This is a genomic window from Pseudoalteromonas sp. L23, assembly GCF_021728455.1.
Lineage (GTDB): Bacteria > Pseudomonadota > Gammaproteobacteria > Enterobacterales > Alteromonadaceae > Pseudoalteromonas.
In genome coordinates, this window is sequence record NZ_JAKKCW010000003.1 from 409958 (window position 1) to 427646 (window position 17689).

Consider the following 17689-nt stretch of genomic DNA (forward strand, 5'->3'; position numbering starts at 1 on the left):
AGACAAAAGGCCAAGCATCTGCTTAGCCTTTTGTACTTTATGCTGGTACATCTACCGCGTGAGGTAAGTTTATCTGAATACACAAACCGCCATACTTCCCTGACTTCACTGTGATTTTTCCATTCATCGCTTCAATTAAGCTCTTACAAATAGATAAGCCAAGACCTGAGCCTCCTGTTGCACGACTTCTCGATGCCTCGACACGGTACAAGCGTTCAAACAGTTTGTTCTGCTCGGCCTCAGATACGCCTGGTGAGCTATCATCTACTTGTAGGAATAGTTCTTGTTTATTGACCACAGCTTTAAACCTTACCTTGCCGGGTTTATCTGTGTATAAACATGCATTCTTAGCAAGATTATCGATAACCCTATCTAGCTTTGGTTTATCAATGTAAATACTCATATCATCGACGTGAATGTCGGCGATAAATTGCAGCTGATTACTTGTTACTAATCTTTCAATATCGTACACATAGCTTTGGATAACCGTTTTCGCGCCATGCTGCTGGGGATGGATCACTAGCGCGTCATGATCTGCTTGAGACAATTGATATACGTTCGAGATCAATTCATTTAGCTGATTTATCTTGTTGTTGATCTTGGCATACGCAAGTGTGCTGTCATCAATAAGATTGTGTTCCATCGCTTCTATATGGAGTTTTAAGACACTGAGTGGCGTGCGTAACTCGTGGGAAATATCGGCCAGCATTTTATCTTTATGCTCAATATTCAATTGATACATTTTTGCTTTTAGCGCCGCATTTCTATGCTTGACGACAAAAAATCCGACTAGAAATAATCCAGCTAAAAAGGTTGAGATTGCAGTGATCACCCACATTTGTGTGGATAGCTTGGCGTTTTGTAAGTTAACCTCGGTTATGGCTTGTGCAGAGCGTGCTTGCTCCAGTTGTTGAGATTGAATAAGCGCGTCAATACTGGCTTTATAGGTACTTACTTGTTTTTCTAGTAATGTTTCATGAAGTTGAGTCTGTAGCTTTGAAGTCGACTTCATAAATTGAAAAGCTTGGGCGTATTCATGATGTGCAGCAAGCGTTATCGCTTTAAGGCGATGATATTTTTCGAGCAGCACCTCTGCCGTTTCTATTTCGGTTAGGGCGTCCAGCTTGGTGAGTAGTGTTTTTGCTTTGGCTAATTCTTTACGTTTTAGCCTAACTTCTAACTCCGTCAGGTAGGCGTAAAATTGTTGCAGTGTTGAACTGGTTTGAGTGGCATATTCAATGCCTGCAAGTGCATCCGACAGGGCATTGTCTAAGTCTGCCTTGGCTATATGGATCAATGCGGAGTTTCGATATGCCCTAGCGAGTGAAACCCTAGCATTGAGTTCTTTTAGAAATTCAATGGCCTCTTTTGTTTGCGCTAATGCTTCGTCCGTTTTACCGTTCTTAAACTTCAGCTCTCCCAAGCGAAGGGCCGTGCCTGCGACGTTGCGTAATTCTTTTGAAGCTTTATCTGCAACGAGAGCTTGTTGAAAGAAATACTCTGCATTTTCCTCATCCCCCATACGCACAGAAATATCACCGAGATTATAAAAGTTAGCCCCTTGCTTTTCGTACTGATCAGTTCCTTTTAGTAATTCATAGGCTTTTAAGTGATATTGCATAGATTGCGCAAGCAGATTTCTATGGTCGGCAACAACACCTAGATTATTATAGGTTTGCGCCACTAAATTTGATTTATCCATTGCCTCGGCTGAAGCGAGCGCTTTTAAGTAAAAAGACTCGGCCTGCTCAAGCTGGCTTAAGTTACGATAGTTAATGCCTATCTCTCTGTATAAATCATACTTGCGCGCTTCGGTAAGGAAAAACTGCTTTTCGATATAGCTAAGAGTAGATATTGATTTCTCATATAAGTCTTGCTTTCGATAAATCATGGCCTGCAAATAAATCGCTTGATATCGCGTTTCTTCTTCTTCACTGACGCTGGCCGTTTCAATTTTAACTAAGGCTTCGGTGTATTTCCCTGCCTTTTCTAAATCTTCTATTTCCTTGATAACTGTATTCCCTGCCAGGCAATGCATCGCTGTAAGCAGTGCTACTGCTTTTATTAAGTTCTTAATGGGGGTCATGTATCAACTTCAATGTACTGTAATCAGTTTTATAGTTTTACATGGAAAAGTGGGGTAAATATGGAAAGTGTAAAGGGGGTTTACAGCAGAATGAAGTGCTTATAAATCTGAGGTTAGTCATATTTTGATTTTTAGTCAAAATAAACTCAGAACAAAATTTTACTAAGTAAGTTAGTAAAAATGTGACCTGTCGCTGGTTTAGTTAGTAAAATTTTGGTTTGTGAAAGTGAAAAAAGTCACAAATGCGCTCTTTTTTGTCTGGATCTTAGATCTTTACTGTAAAGATCGGGATCGTTAGGTATTGAGTTAATAAAATTCTGATCTCAAATAGGTCTAGGTTAGTAAAAATATGATCTGAATAACTGGCGTTGGTAAATACGTGATCTCAGTTACCAGTGGCTAGTAAAAATCTGATCCACAATAGATAAAAGGGCCTGACGGCCCTTGCTGATTAAGGAACTATATAAGTCGTTATCTAAATCCAGTGTTAGAACTGGTTCATGGTGTTGGCTTCACCGCCTGCTTTGAGTGCGTTCTCACCAGAGAAATACTCTTTGTGCGTGTCACCGATATTAGAGCCTGCCAAGTCTTGGTGTTTAACTGATGCTTGTTCGCGACGGATTTCTTGTCGTTGCACATCGCGCACATAGGCAAGCATACCCGCGTCACCAAAATAGCCTTCAGCCAGAATATCAGTGCTGAGCGCTGCTGTATGGTAAGTTGGCAGTGTAATAAGGTGATGGAAAATTCCCGCTTCTCTTGCCGAGTCACGCTGGAAGTTTTGCACCAGTAAATCGGCTTCGGTTGCCAACTCGGTTGCGTCTAACTCTGGCGCCATCAATACTTTTGCATCCGCGCTTGGATTTGGGTATGCCGATAAGTCTTTACCTTGCTCTTGCCATTGTTGGTATACCTGTTCACGGAATTTTAATGTCCAGTTGAACGATGGCGAGTTGTTGTACACAAGCTTAGCGTTAGGCACTTGTTCGCGAACTCGGTTAACTAGCTCGGCAATTTGCTCGATATTTGGCTTTTCGGTTTCAATCCACAATAGATCTGCGCCTGATTGAAGACTGGTTACACAGTCTAGTACTACACGATCTTTTTCTGTGCCTGCTCTGAACTGGTATAAACCGTTGTCTAAGCGAACTGGCTTTTGCAGTTCGCCACTCAATTTAATTGCCATCTCACCTTCTTGTAAGTCAGCGGCCGAGGTAACTGGCGTGGTGTCTAAATAGCTAGTGTATTGGCTCGCAAGGTCGCCTGGCGCTTTTGATACTGGCACTTTTTGCGTCAAACTTGCACCCAATGAGTCAGTGCGGGCGACGATAACGCCATCTTCAACACCAAGCTCAAGGAAAGCATATCGTACAGCGTTAATCTTGGCTAAAAAGTCTTCATGAGGAACCGTTACTTTACCTGCTTGGTGGCCACACTGTTTTGCGTCCGATACTTGGTTTTCGATTTGAATTGCACAAGCACCCGCTTCAATCATTTGTTTAGCTAATAGGTAGGTTGCTTCTTCGTTACCAAAACCGGCATCAATATCAGCAATGATAGGCACGACATGGGTTTCGAAGTTATCGATTTTGCTAAGGATCTCTGTTGTATCTTGGCCTTTTGCTCTCGCTGCATCAAGATCTTTGTAGAGATGATCTAGCTCTCGTGCGTCGGCTTGCTTGAGGAAGGTGTAGATCTCTTCAATCAAAGCAGGAACCGCTGTTTTTTCATGCATACTTTGGTCAGGTAGTGGGCCAAATTCTGAGCGCAGCGCTGCAACCATCCAGCCACTTAGGTATACGTAAGAGCGTTTTGTGGTTTTATTGTGACGCTTTACTGCCATCATCATCTGTTGCGCGGTAAAACCGTGCCAACAACCAAGCGATTGCGTGTATTGGCTGCTATCTGCGTCGTACGCTGCCATGTCTTCACGCATCACTTTTGCCGTGTATTTTGCAATGTCCAAACCGGTTTTAAAACGGTTTTGTAGGTGCATACGGCTGGCATACTCAGGACTGATAGACTGCCAAGTTTTTCCTTGGCTTTGGCATAGACTAGAGAAATGATCTAACTGAGTTTGATACTGAGACATAATTAGCTTCCTTTGAACGGGTACTATAAATCAAATTAAATTCTGGTTGTTTGTTACACGAAACCAACCGGTGTGAGAGTGGTTGGCTGCGGGCTTAATTAAACACTAGGCCGATAAAACAGATTTTTTAAATTTATAGTTGTTATTACGAGTATATTTTTTGTGAATGGGAAAAGGGGTTCGTTTTTCCAAAAATTGTTTTATGTTTGACCTATCCCGTTCAAAAAATGTTAATCAAGGACTCTCCATGAGCAAGTATGTCACTCATTCAGGCTTCCAAATTGCGACTCCACTGGCGCACTTTGTTGAGCAATCTCTACTTCCCGGTACGGGGATCGCGGTCAATCAATTTTGGCAAGGCGTAGCGGATATTTTTTCGGAACTTGGGAAGCAAAACCAAGCGTTACTCAACAAACGCGATACCCTGCAACAGCAAATTGACGATTACCATCTCTCTCATCCTGATTGGCAATCGGCAGAATATCGGACATTTCTTGAATCTATCGGTTATTTGCAGCCTGAGCCTGAAGATTTTGCCATCGAAACCGAGCATGTAGAGCCTGAAATTGCGAGCGCAGCCGGTCCTCAGTTAGTGGTGCCTGTCAGTAACGCAAGATTTGCGCTCAATGCGGCGAATGCGCGTTGGGGCTCCTTGTATGACGCGCTTTATGGAACGGATGTTCTTGGTGAAGAGGATGGTGCTGAGCGTACTCAAGCCTATAATCCGAATCGCGGATTTAAAGTCATGGCTTATGCTAGGCAATTTCTCGATAAAGCGCTGCCGTTGGCAGAAGGCTCTCACATAGAAAGTACGAACTACGCGATTCTAGACGGCAATTTGGTGATTACACTCAACGACAGCACCCAAGTTGCACTGCAAAAGTCTGATCAGCTAGTGGGTTATCAGGGGGAGGCACAAAATCCAAGCGCGGTATTGTTGCGCCACCATGATCTGCATATTGAGATCCAAATTGATCCACACCATCCGATCGGACAGGCAGACAAAGCTGGGATCAAAGATGTCGTCCTTGAGGCTGCACTTACGACAATCATGGATTGTGAAGACTCAGTTGCGGCGGTGGATGCACAAGACAAAGTATTGGTATACCAAAATTGGTTAGGCTTGATGAAAGGGAGCTTGAGTGAGACCTTCGAAAAGTCAGGTCAATCGCTGACTCGGACGCTAAATGCCGACCGAAGTTACGTAGATACACAAGGCCAGCGTATGACACTAAAAGGTCGCTCTATGATGTTTGTGCGCAATGTTGGCCACCTAATGACAACGCCAGCGGTACTGGATGCAGAAGGTAACGAGCAGTTTGAAGGGATCTTAGATGCCATCATGACAAGCACGGCTGCGCTGCATGATTTACAAGGCAATAGTCCGTTCAAAAACTCGACGGCAGCAAGTATCAATATCGTGAAACCAAAGATGCACGGGCCTGAAGAAGTCGCTTTCACTGATACCCTATTTAGCCGAGTTGAAGCGCTGCTCTCGCTACCCAAAAATACCATTAAAATGGGGATTATGGATGAAGAGCGCCGTACTTCGGTAAACTTAAAAGCGTGTATTGCTGCTGCTAAGCAGCGTGTAGTATTTATCAATACTGGCTTTTTGGATAGAACAGGCGATGAAATTCATACCTCAATGCTGGCGGGCCCTGTATTGCCCAAAGTGGCAATTAAAGGACAGTCTTGGATAGCGGCCTATGAAGATCAAAACGTGGATATTGGCCTTAAAACCGGTTTTAGGAAAAAGGCACAAATAGGCAAAGGAATGTGGCCAATGCCAGATAAAATGGCGCTGATGATGGAGCAAAAGCAAGGCCATCCTGAGTCTGGTGCTAATACTGCATGGGTGCCCTCTCCTACTGCAGCAACGCTTCATGCGATGCACTATCACTATGTGGATGTGTTTGCACGCCAACTTGAGATAAAAACACGTCAGCAAGCATCGCTCGATAACTTACTTACGCCCCCGTTGATGTTAGAAAACGATTTGTCTGCGGAGGATATTCAAGCCGAATTAGACAATAATGCGCAGGGCATTTTGGGCTACGTGGTGCGCTGGATAGAACAAGGCGTAGGTTGCTCAAAAGTGCCTGATATCAATCACGTTGGATTAATGGAAGACAGAGCAACGCTTAGGATCTCAAGCCAGCATATCGCTAACTGGTTATATCATGGCATTTGTAGCGAAGAGCAAGTGGAAAAAACTTTTAGGCGCATGGCGGCTGTAGTAGATGGTCAAAACGAAGGTGACAGCCTTTACCAACCAATGCTCAACGACCATAAACCGCTTAGTGAAAACCTTGCTTATAAAGCGGCGTTATCTTTGGTATTTGAAGGCCGAGTACAACCCAATGGTTACACCGAGCCGCTACTTCACGCCTATCGACAAGCCTATAAGCAGCAGGCTAATTAGTCTCTTTTCATTTCGATGTCACTCAAATCAAGGCTGGTCAATCCAGCCTTTTTGGTTTTTCTGCTTGTGTCGTGATTTATCACGACGAGCATGGGCTATATTTGCGACACGGCAATCAAAGGTACTCGTGTTGAAACACCGTTGAGTGCAATTTTGTGGATCATTTCATCTAGGGTAGTGCAGCAATCACTGAGAATGTTGACATTGTACTGCTCCGCCGATTTCGATAGCGCGGTATGGGTTACACAGTTTTGTGTCATCATGCCGCAGATATATAAAGTGTCGATACCTTTAGATTGGAGCAAATCGTTTAAGGAGGTTTGCTCAAAGCTGTCGGCATAGGACTTTACGATATGGTGGCCGTTTTCTTGCGCTTGGCGTAGGCCATTATGAAGCTCGACACCGCTAGTGTTGGTATTGAAAAATGGTGCTTTTCCTTGCTCTGGATTAGCTATGTGCTGGACATAAACGACTTCCATGTTTTGCTCTGCTGCTTTTTTGATAGCAGTATTGATGTTTGCTAGTGTATTTTCGGTATTCCATAACGGGAAAAGCCCTCCAGGAAAGTAGTCATTTTGAATGTCGATCACCAATAGTGCGCTGTTGTTCATTTTTTTACCTCGTTAGTTAATTTGCAGAGGTATTGTGCTGGAGTTGTAACTTTGACTGGAGTGTCTAAAATGACATTTTTGAGTTCAAATTCGACAATGTAGATGAAACCAATCAAAGTGGCGATTTGTCACTATCCTCACGCGATGAAGTCGGCTGTGTATGGTCTAGAAGAGCTGTTTTTTCTAGCTGATAGAATTTGTATCGAAGAGTCACAGGATACCCGCTTTACAACACATGTTGTCACCTTTAGTAGTGCTGTAAAGGGGGATTACAATATTGTGTTATTGCCGCCGAGTGTTAGTTCTGATTATTACCTCAAACCTGAACCTCAATTACTTGCTTGGTTAACCGAGCAGCACCAACAAGGTGCAATTATCGCCTCTGCCTGTGCGGGGGCTTTTATACTTGCGGCCTCGGGGCTAAGTCATCAGCGCTTACTTACCACGCATTGGGGGTTAACTGAGGCATTTAAACGGCACTTTCCTAACCAGCCTATTGATACACGAAAAATTTTAATCGATCACAATGATATTATGTCGGCTGGCGGTATGATGTCATGGCTTGATCTTGGATTAGAGCTAGTCAAAAAATATAGTGGTCACTTGGTCATGCGCAAGTTAGGCAAAACGCTTGTCGTAGATACGGCTCAGCGGGAGCAGAGCTACTATCATCAATTTCAGCCAAACTTTCAACATGGTGACGATGCTGTGCTGCGCGCTCAGCAATATATTAACACCCGTTATGGTCACAATATTTCAATTACAGAACTAGCTGATATCGCTCTACTTACGCAAAGAACCTTACAGCGACGTTTTGCTAAGGTGCTCGGACTCAATCCAAATCAATATCTGCAACGGTTTCGGGTGCAGAAAATGTGTGATTTATTAGAAAGCACGAGCAAGCCATTTGATTGGATTGCGCACCAGGTAGGATACGAGGATACGACAGCCTGCCGTAAGGTGTTTAATAAATGTATGGGCTTAACACCAAGCGAATTTCGAAAGCGTTTCTAGTTAACCTGAACCCGGGATAACAACTTGTTCTCTAGCAGCTGTTACCCCTTACTACTGCGTTAAATTTGCTTGCAATAGGCCAGCTATTGACGCACAAATTTGCCTTGTATTAAGAAATAACTTCTGGCTAGAGTGATATTACACTTTTGAGCTTAGGGATTTTAGTTTAATAACTAACTTCTTATCCCGAGTTCAGGTTGGTTATTTAAACTTTACTTAAAGTAAAAAATATTTGACTTGTTGTTGAGCAAAGTTTACGCTTTCAATGTAAAAAATACTTAACCTTGAGTAAAGTGAGGGTAACATGGAAAGCAACAATAAGATTAAAGCGTTTTTAGACTCGTTGAGTTTCCGTGACTTAACGATTGCGATAGAGTTTTTGGTAACAGGTTATATCTTGTATTTTTATTTAGGCGAAATAACAGCGGCTACAGAGCAGTTACGTCAAGATCCGAGTTGGGTATCAGGATTGTTGCTTAAGGTGATTGTTATTTCTATCGTGACATCTATTGCAGGTCAGCTGCTACTGAGCTTTGTTAGCGATAAAGATATGGATAAGCCGTTAGATGAGCGTGAAAAATTGATTGCGCTATCTGGATGCAAACCTGCCTACTGGGTGCTTCAGGTTGGTGTGTGTATCTCTATTTTCCAGTATTCTGCTGAAGCGCAAAATTGGTCGCAAGCGCTTCCTTTTGAACTACCATTTTCACCACTTCATATTTTAGTGATTGCATTTTTGCTGGCTGAATTGGTCGGTTATGGAACTCAGCTCGTCAAAGCTCGTTTGGGAGCTGTGTATGGCTGATTTACCAATAAAAAACAAAATCAGAATGCTACGTTTTATGAGCGGTGAAATGACACAAAAAGAGCTTGCTGAGCGAGTGGGTGTTACGAGACAAACGATTATGGCGATCGAGGCTGCAAAATACTCCCCTTCGCTTGAGGTAGCATTTAAGATAGCGCATGTATTTAATGTCTCTATTGAAGAGGTATTCGAATATCAGCCATGAAGTGCCAAAACAAGCGTGATGTAAAGGGGGTTTACGTCACGCTTTTTTGTTTCTGTGAGCACAGATACGCTTTTTGACTTAAATAGTTTAATAATTAGGCATTGTAATCTAGGCTTTAGGTAAATATATTGTTACTACTAAAGATAGTGCCTATGCAATGAACAGAGCCGTCATGTTATAAGGCCGATTGTCATAGACTTGCTCACGAGGTGTCATGGTTAAGCAGTACATATCAGTGAATAACTTGATTGGCATGGCTATATTGGTGTGGGGCTTGGTAATCCCCCCTGCCAGTGCAAGCGAATGCAGTAAAACGGTGAATATCGGCGTTGTTGCCGATTGGCCGCCATTAACTGTATTTGATGAGCTTGGACCTTGGGGCCTAGACGTAGACATTGCCGAAATGGTGTTCCAGCATGTTGCCGTGTGTACCACCTATATTCGCCTCCCTTCCAGCGCTCGCACTTTTGAAGAAATGTCAAAAGGAGTGATAGATGTCGCAGTAATGGTTAGCTACACTAAAGATAGAGAAGCATACGGAGATTTCTCTCTGCCCTACCGTTTTGAACGTATGCGATTATTTTCGTTATCACCTCCCACAGCGCTTGCCGATTTAGCTTCATTACTAAAGCAATCGAAAACCATAGGGTTGAGCATCGGATCTTACTATGGAGAGGAACTTGATAAGCTTAAACAAGATCCCCGCTATAAAGATCAATTTGTGAGTATTGCCAGTGCGCAACGGCGGGTTGAAATGCTAATGAAAGCGCGCGTTGATTTTATTGTGGATGATGTGATCACGGGGAACTATTTTATCAAAGAGCGAGGGCTTGACGCTGCGCAGGCTTGGCCTTACGTGGTACATGATAACCAAGTACACTTTTTGCTGCGTAAAAATGTTTTTAGTGCGAGGCTGAAAAGTAAAATTGATGAGGCGATCTTAGCGCTTAAACCTAAGATTGAATTGTTAGTAGCGAGTTATCAGTCAAACGCGTCTTTTGGGGTTTCCACTGTCTCAAATAGGTTTCCTAGTTACCAACCGTTACTGCTTTCAAATCTTGACTAGCAAGGATGTTTAGTCGTACTCAGTTCCATCATTTGGTTCGGTTTTGGTTGTTTTATAGCCAAACCAAACTTAATCAAATTGTCACATCAAAACGGTAAATTATCGCAAATACCTGCAAAATCTCAGATTTTTTAAAATTTTTTAAGATTTTTTGTAATCCTTTAAAACCCCTTAGCTATCATGGGATTAACCTAGGTACAAACGTCAAAAATTTGGCTTTTTACAAAAAGTCAACCTTGAAGTCTCATCTTTATCACCCTAAGCTTTATTTTAATTGAACGGTCAATTAATAAAAAGCTATGCCAAAAGTCGGAATGGAACCTGTTCGTCGTCAGCAGCTAATTGACGCCACTTTAGAGTCAGTTGCCGAGTTAGGATTACAAGCAACCACTATTAATAGTATCAGTAAAAGAGCGGGTCTCTCATCGGGGATCATCAGCCACTATTTTGGTGGTAAACAAGGCTTGATCGAAGCAACCGTGCGCTATCTATTAAACAACTTGAAATACAGTTTGTTGGACAAAACCTGCGGTGGTTGTAGTGCCGAGCAGCGACTCATGTATATCGTAGAAGCTAACTTTGCCATGGTACAGCAGCAGTCAAATACGACGCGTACCTGGTTGAGTTTTTGGGCGCAATCTATGCACGATGATGAACTTCACCGACTACAGCGCGTTAACAGTCGCCGTCTGCAGAGTAACCTAGCGACTTCGTTTGCTGCTTTTATGCCGCGAGCACAGGCAAAAGAAGCGGCTGAGCTTGCCGCCGGTATGATTGACGGACTTTGGTTAAGAGCGGTGCTAAGCAAAGCTGACCATCATGCGTTTCATCACAGTGAAACGCTCGCAAAACGCTACATTCAATCACTTATTAAGCAGTTTGGAGGATAATGTGACAGTCCCTGTATATCAAAATTTTATTCATGGCCAGTTCTTGGCAAACCACTCAGGCGAAAAGTTTGCAGTAAAAAATCCAGCAACGGATGAAGTGATCTACGAGGTAGAGGTTGCCGATAGTCATGTTCAGCAAGCTGCGATTGAAAGTGCCAAAGCGGGCTTTGCATTATGGTCAGCGATGGCGCCAATTGAGCGTAGTCGTGTTTTACATAAAGCGGTATCTCTGCTGCGCGAGCGCAACGATGAGCTTGCCAAGATTGAGGTGTTAGATACAGGTAAACCTTGGCAAGAGGCGGAATGTGTAGACATTCAAACTGGCGCTGATGTGATTGAATATTTTGCAGGGTTGGCTCCCGCTCAAGTTGGCACTCAGCAGCCTGTGGGAGGGGACTTTTTCTATACTCGTAAAGAGCCCTTGGGGATTTGTGCAGGCATTGGCGCGTGGAATTATCCACTGCAAATTGCGTGTTGGAAATCAGGCCCTGCACTTGCCGCTGGTAACGCCCTCATTTTCAAGCCATCGGAAGAAACACCACTAGGCGCGATTAAGCTGGCCGAAATATTTATTGAAGCCGGTGTCCCTGCGGGCGTATTCAATGTGGTACAAGGTGCCGCTGAGGTGGGCCAATGGCTAACTACCAGCCCTGATATTGAAAAAGTATCGTTCACCGGTGAAGTGGGTACTGGCAAAAAAGTAATGCAAAGTGCGGCAAGCAATTTAAAAGAAGTGACGATGGAGCTAGGCGGCAAATCACCGCTTATCGTTTTTGAAGATGCTGATATCTCTCAAGCGATAAGTGCCGCGATGTTGGGCAACTTTTACACCCAAGGTGAAGTGTGTACCAACTGCACACGCGTATTTGTACAGCGTAAGGTTTACGACGCCTTTTTAGCTGAGTTAAAGCAGCGTACCGAACAAAATATCATCGCGGGCGATCCGCTCGATCCAAACGTAAATCTTGGCGCCCTAATCTCAAAGCAGCATCACACACTGGTGATGGATTACATTGAAAAAGGCAAAGCTGAAGGTGCAACCGTACTGACCGGTGGTGAGGCACTTAGTCCTGAAACCGCGCCAAACGGCTACTTTGTCGCACCGACCGTATTTATCGACTGTCATGATGACATGACCATAGTGAAAGAAGAGATCTTTGGCCCAGTGATGTCGGTATTGGTATTCGATGACGAGGAAGAAGTCATTCAACGTGCAAACAACACCCACTTAGGTTTGGCCGCGGGTGTATTTAGTAGAGATATTCAACGTGCACACCGTGTCATCCACCAGCTAGAAGCTGGCATTTGTTGGATCAATAGTTATGGCAACTCACCCGCTGAAATGCCCGTTGGAGGCTATAAGCAGTCGGGCATTGGCCGCGAAAATGGCATCGAGACGCTAGATCAATATACCCAGACTAAGTCTGTGTATATTGGTATGAGCGATATTGAAAGTCCATTTTAATCGAGGAGTATGATGACTGATTTTGATTATATTATCGTAGGTGCAGGCTCTGCAGGCTGTGTGCTTGCAAACCGCCTATCGGAAAATCCAGCGCACAAAGTGCTACTACTCGAAACTGGCGGTAGTGATAAGAGTATTTTTATTCAGATGCCAACTGCGCTATCTATTCCAATGAATACCGATAAATATGCTTGGCAGTTCCATACTGAGCCAGAGCCGCACTTAGACAATCGCGTTATGCATTGTCCTCGCGGCAAGGTACTTGGTGGTTCATCGTCAATCAATGGCATGGTGTACGTTCGAGGTCATGCTAAAGACTTTGACGAGTGGCAAGACAGTGGTGCTCAAGGTTGGGATTATCAGTCTTGTTTACCTTACTTCAAGCGCGCTGAATCTTGGTATTTAGGTGGCGACGAGTACCGTGGTGAGCAAGGTCCGCTTGGCACCAATAATGGTAATGAAATGGCAAACCCGCTCTATCGCGCCTTTATTAGCGCCGGTGAGCAAGCGGGTTATGCGTTTACTAAAGACTATAACGGTGAGCAGCAAGAAGGCTTTGGGCCAATGCATATGACCGTAAAAGGTGGTAAGCGTTGTTCATCAAGTCGCGCCTATTTAGATCCAATTAAACATCGCAGTAACCTCACCATAGTCACGGGTGCCTTGGTACAAAAAGTACTGTTAGATGGCAAAACCGCTACAGGCGTTGAATACAGTGTGAAAGGAAACCTGAAAAAAGCGAATGCTGCAAAAGAAGTCATTTTGAGTGCGGGTTCAATCGGTTCACCGCACTTATTACAATTATCTGGCATTGGCGATAAAGAAGCGTTGACTGCCGCAGGCGTTGAAGTAAAACACCATTTACCCGGAGTGGGCAAAAACCTTCAAGATCACTTGGAGTTTTATTTCCAATACAAGTGTAAGCAGCCCATCACCTTGAATGGCAAGTTGGGGTTAATTTCTAAAGGCTTGATCGGTGCAAGATGGTTATTTGATAAGTCAGGTCTTGGCGCGACCAACCACTTTGAGTCTTGTGCTTTTATTCGTTCGAAAGCGGGCGTTGAGTGGCCAGATCTTCAGTACCACTTTTTACCTGCGGCGATTCGCTACGATGGAAAGAGTGCCTTTGATGGTCATGGGTTCCAAGTTCATGTCGGCCACAATAAACCAAAGAGCCGTGGTGAAGTAACGATTAAATCAGCAGATCCAACGGTTGCGCCTAAAATACAGTTTAATTATCTGGCAGAACAAGAAGACATTGAAGGCTTTAGAGCTTGTGTCAGGTTGACTCGTGAAATCATCGAGCAAAGTGCGTTTGATGACTTTAGACAAAGCGAGATCCAACCAGGTGAGCATATCCAAACCGATGAAGAAATTGATGCTTTCGTGCGTCAAGCGGTAGAAAGTGCTTATCACCCTTCTTGTTCATGCAAAATGGGTGAGGATGAAATGGCGGTTGTAGATTCACAAACCCGTGTGCACGGTGTAAAGGGGCTACGCGTTGTGGATTCATCTATCTTCCCAACCATTCCAAATGGCAACCTCAACGCGCCGACTATTATGGTCGCGGAAAAAGCAGCGGATATGATTTTAGGCAATTCACCACTTGCCGCTGAGGGAGCAAACGTTGCTATGACACAAAACTGGCAACAGGTTCAACGTAGTTCGGAGATCTAGTTTCGCCACTCGTATGGGAAAGTTCGTGCCCCATATGAGACCTGCAGTGGCACGCAGTGCAAATCGTTTGCACTGCGTTAATGCGGGAATAATGTAAATAAAAACAACGGAGAAAAAATGAGTTACTTCTATCAATTTTGGGAGGGTGACAATGACAGTATGGCTTAGTGCAGGCATCATTTTCACCCTATTGGCAATTGCCTTTATCTTATTGAAGTGGGGGAATTTACAGTGCGTTGGTGTTACACCGGTTAGAACGTTCACTTTTATTGCAATCTTATTTACTTCTGGCCTAGATGTTGGCCTCATCATGTTTCCGCTTACGGAGTTTGCGGGTTACGCAGACATAAAAGCAAGCCCAGAGTATGCATTTACTAATCCGCTGGCCATAGAGTTTGGTTTTTGGGGATTTTTAATCTGGGGGTTCTACTTTCTTACGTGCTTTTATTTCTGCGTAATAGAGCCCAAGGTAAAATTCTTTGAAATTCCTTGGGTTAAATTCATTAATAACCTAGTTATTATCGGTACTTGTGCGTTTACTGCATTCTTATTGTTGTCTAATCTACCTTGGTATTTACCCAGTTTAGGCGACGGTGAGTCGATTATTCCTAGTTTCTATCTGATTGTGTTTGCGGCGATTGCTTTTGCGGTTTACTCAAGCACTAGCCTTAAGTACGTGCGTTTTTTAAGCATCACGACAACATGGGTCTTTATCGGTTTAATCGCCTTTATGTGGGCGTCAGCGTTTGTCTTTGGTGACAGTTCAATGTCGAGCTATACCAACAACTTGGCACTGATCGGCGGTTACTTTACCAATTTAGATCAGTTTGTGTTGCCACTGAATGACTATCACGAGTTTTATCTGTTTTGGTGGTTTGCGTGGAGCATCATGATAGGGCAATTCACATCGCGTTTTGTCGGTGGCTTGAAAACCTATCAAGTGCTAGCGGCGATGTTGATTTTCCCGTCTATTCCAATCGCTGCATGGTTTAGTGTGCTTTATCACTACCATGAGGCTGGGATCCCTACTGCGGGTATTAAAAACTTTGCAATGGTCTTCGTTGGCGTGGTGTTTGTAATTAACTCACTCGACTCTTTGATCCGCCTATATACAGACAACCTAAACCTTACAGTTAGCCGTTTAGGAAAAAGAAACTATATTTTATTTAATATCGTGGCGTTATCACTGCTTACGCTGTTATTTAAACTAAACTTTTTACAGATCCAATGGGTTGGTGCGTTAGTTATAGGCTTGTTCTTCTCATGTTTTGGTTACATTGCTTATAGCAAATACAAAACTGTGAGCAAGATTGATAGCTCGCCAAAAGACAACCTTATCGACTTTAGAAAAATTGAATCAGTAAACTAGGGATACAACTACATGACAACCTTAAAGAAAACACTTTGTGCACTACCACTTTTACTCGCGTCTAACTATGCGGCGGCAGACTGGTCTGCAACCCTAACGGGTGTATCTGATTATACCTTTAACGGTGTGAGTCAAACGCAAAATGACCCAGCCCTACAAGGCAGTATAGATAAAGCCTTTTCAAACGGTGTATATGCTGGAAGCTGGGCGTCTAACGTCGATTTTGGTGGTGACACAGATCTAGAGTGGGACTTTTACGTTGGTCGCTTCGTCGAGCTGAACCAAAGCTGGAGCGTTGACTATGGTATTGCTTACTATTCTTATCATGGTGGTGACAACTCAAGCGACGGTAACTATCCAGAGATCTATACTAAGTTTGGTTACGCCAGTGAATTTGGCCAAACCGAATTTAATTTCTGGTACAGCTGGGATTATTTTGGTACCGAAGCGGGTCACACTATTGCGATGGTAGCACATACTTTTGAAATTGCAGAAGGTCATGCACTAAGAGCAAGCTTTGATATCTCCAATTCATTGGATGGCGATAAATATACGTGGGATGGTAACGATAAATCTTACAATCACTATCGCCTTGCTTATCAAACTGCATTTAAAGGGTTTGATATTGAAGTGGCGGCTGAAAATACGAGCCTAGATTGGGATACGGCAGATGAACGTATTGTACTTTCTGTGTCGAGAACATTTGCTTTGTAACTTGCATTAAGATGTGATGATTGTAATACCAGCCTAATCTAGGCTGGTATTTTTTTACGTTTAAGGCAAAATGTTTAAAAAGTGCACTGTAGTAAGAAAAACAATCATGAACCTCAATCAAGTTACGCTGCCTGTCGATGATATGACTGCAGCTTGTCAATTCTATCGAACGCTCGGCTTTACTCAAATTGTTGATACGCCGCATTATGCTCGATTTGAATGTCCTGAAGGTAATGCAACCTTCTCGTTGTCGCTAGAAGTGCCCCCTATCAGCAATGGTGCAGTTATTTACTTTGAACATGAACAGTTAGATGAGTGGGTCTCAGAGCTAGAGACTCGAGGTATTTTATTTGAGCAGCTCCCGACTGAACAGCGCTACCTGTGGCGAGAAGCCATATTGTTTGATCCCGCAGGGAACAAGATAAAATTGTACTGGGCAGGAGAAAATCGACTGGATCCTCCATGGCGTGTGGAACTCAAGGGATTTTAGAAAACTCCAAACTTATTCATTTAATGTTAAATTATATTTTACAAATATTGTTGAATTATGTAACTTTAATGGCGACTGTACAGCTAGGCAAGAGGTCCGAGTGGAGTCGCTAAAGTTGGGTGGTTTTCATACCAGTTGTATTAAGTAAATGATCTATCTTGAAGCGGGGAAATAGCTTTAGTAGCAAGGCAAAAATTTTGCTATTTAGTTGTTCTAAATGAGAAATTTTTAACGAAGCTAATATGCTATTTCACCCTTCAAATTGATTAGAGAATTAATTCAATTGGTATCACTAATCGCCTGATGGATTGTTTTGAAAGATTGAGAGCGATGTATTGAACATTTCTATCGATCAAGTTGTACCATTCTCCCAATTTGCCGCTACTAGATAAATGGATGTGCTTGTTGCGGCAAATTATTTCTCTATCCTTGACTAATTGCTAGGCCCTAGTTTCAAGCTTATGAACTTTCTAAAAGATATTCCAGCTGATTTAACTGAAGAAGTTTTTGAGACGGTACTTTCTCATTCAAGTATTCGTATTGAACGGATAGTATCAAACGGCCATACCTCTCCTAGCTCTGGATATTATGACCAAGATGAAAACGAGTGGGTGCTGGTGTTGCAGGGCTGCGCTGAACTAATCTTTGGTGACGGTAAAACGATAACCTTAAAAGCGGGTGATAGCCTTAACATTCCCGCACACCAAAAGCACAAAGTAAGCTACACAGACACTTTAGAGCCAACTATTTGGCTTGCTATTTTTTACTAATCAAAACTTA

Annotated in this window: 15 protein-coding genes; 12 read left to right on the forward strand and 3 right to left on the reverse strand. The window is 43.3% G+C overall.

What is annotated here, in order from left to right; genetic code table 11:
- Positions 1 to 37: 37 nt before the first annotated feature.
- A complete protein-coding gene (locus L3V43_RS08300; RefSeq protein ID WP_237116238.1) occupies positions 38 to 2086 on the reverse strand; it encodes an ATP-binding protein in 2049 nt (682 codons plus the stop codon).
- 487 nt (positions 2087 to 2573) lie between these two features.
- Positions 2574 to 4178, reverse strand: a complete 1605-nt coding sequence (locus tag L3V43_RS08305; RefSeq protein WP_237116237.1) for an isocitrate lyase — start codon at positions 4176 to 4178, stop codon at positions 2574 to 2576.
- Positions 4179 to 4425: 247 nt separating this feature from the next.
- On the opposite strand from L3V43_RS08305, the gene L3V43_RS08310 reads away from it, so the two are divergent.
- Positions 4426 to 6603 (forward strand): malate synthase G, encoded by a 2178-nt coding sequence (locus tag L3V43_RS08310; protein WP_237116236.1) that lies wholly within the window; start codon positions 4426 to 4428, stop codon positions 6601 to 6603.
- A 95-nt stretch (positions 6604 to 6698) separates the two neighbouring features.
- Here the strand turns inward: L3V43_RS08310 and L3V43_RS08315 are convergent, their stop codons facing one another.
- On the reverse strand, positions 6699 to 7214 hold the full coding sequence (locus L3V43_RS08315) for a cysteine hydrolase family protein (protein ID WP_237116235.1): 516 nt from the start codon (positions 7212 to 7214) through the stop codon (positions 6699 to 6701).
- A 102-nt stretch (positions 7215 to 7316) separates the two neighbouring features.
- Between L3V43_RS08315 and L3V43_RS08320 the strand changes: the two genes are divergently transcribed.
- The 11 genes from L3V43_RS08320 (at position 7317) to L3V43_RS08370 (ending at position 17679) form a co-directional block, all read left to right on the forward strand.
- Entirely contained in the window at positions 7317 to 8228 is a 912-nt protein-coding gene (locus L3V43_RS08320; RefSeq protein WP_237116234.1) for a helix-turn-helix domain-containing protein, read from the forward strand.
- Between the two features lie 304 nt (positions 8229 to 8532).
- Positions 8533 to 9033 carry a hypothetical protein gene (locus L3V43_RS08325; RefSeq protein ID WP_102058149.1) on the forward strand — a complete coding sequence of 167 codons (501 nt, stop codon included), beginning with the start codon at positions 8533 to 8535 and terminating at the stop codon, positions 9031 to 9033.
- Positions 9026 to 9238, forward strand: a complete 213-nt coding sequence (locus L3V43_RS08330; protein WP_045988593.1) for a helix-turn-helix transcriptional regulator — start codon at positions 9026 to 9028, stop codon at positions 9236 to 9238. Before L3V43_RS08325 ends, L3V43_RS08330 begins: the two co-directional genes overlap by 8 nt.
- Before the next feature lie 214 nt (positions 9239 to 9452).
- A complete protein-coding gene (locus L3V43_RS08335) occupies positions 9453 to 10304 on the forward strand; it encodes a transporter substrate-binding domain-containing protein (RefSeq protein WP_235367160.1) in 852 nt (283 codons plus the stop codon).
- 299 nt (positions 10305 to 10603) lie between these two features.
- Positions 10604 to 11194 carry a transcriptional regulator BetI gene (gene betI / locus L3V43_RS08340; protein WP_102058151.1) on the forward strand — a complete coding sequence of 197 codons (591 nt, stop codon included), beginning with the start codon at positions 10604 to 10606 and terminating at the stop codon, positions 11192 to 11194.
- A gap of 1 nt (position 11195) precedes the next feature.
- The gene (gene betB / locus L3V43_RS08345; RefSeq protein ID WP_102058152.1) at positions 11196 to 12659 is read left to right on the forward strand and encodes a betaine-aldehyde dehydrogenase; all 1464 of its coding nucleotides are present in this window, start codon (positions 11196 to 11198) and stop codon (positions 12657 to 12659) included.
- Positions 12660 to 12668: 9 nt separating this feature from the next.
- Positions 12669 to 14336, forward strand: a complete 1668-nt coding sequence (betA, locus tag L3V43_RS08350; RefSeq protein ID WP_237116233.1) for a choline dehydrogenase — start codon at positions 12669 to 12671, stop codon at positions 14334 to 14336.
- A gap of 151 nt (positions 14337 to 14487) precedes the next feature.
- A complete protein-coding gene (locus L3V43_RS08355) occupies positions 14488 to 15705 on the forward strand; it encodes a choline transporter (RefSeq protein WP_102058154.1) in 1218 nt (405 codons plus the stop codon).
- 12 nt (positions 15706 to 15717) lie between these two features.
- Positions 15718 to 16419 carry a TorF family putative porin gene (locus tag L3V43_RS08360; protein ID WP_010605551.1) on the forward strand — a complete coding sequence of 234 codons (702 nt, stop codon included), beginning with the start codon at positions 15718 to 15720 and terminating at the stop codon, positions 16417 to 16419.
- A gap of 106 nt (positions 16420 to 16525) precedes the next feature.
- Complete coding sequence (locus L3V43_RS08365; RefSeq protein ID WP_102058155.1) at positions 16526 to 16909, forward strand: VOC family protein; 384 nt, start codon at positions 16526 to 16528, stop codon at positions 16907 to 16909.
- A gap of 461 nt (positions 16910 to 17370) precedes the next feature.
- Positions 17371 to 17679, forward strand: a complete 309-nt coding sequence (locus L3V43_RS08370) for a cupin domain-containing protein (protein ID WP_237116232.1) — start codon at positions 17371 to 17373, stop codon at positions 17677 to 17679.
- Positions 17680 to 17689: the final 10 nt, after the last annotated feature.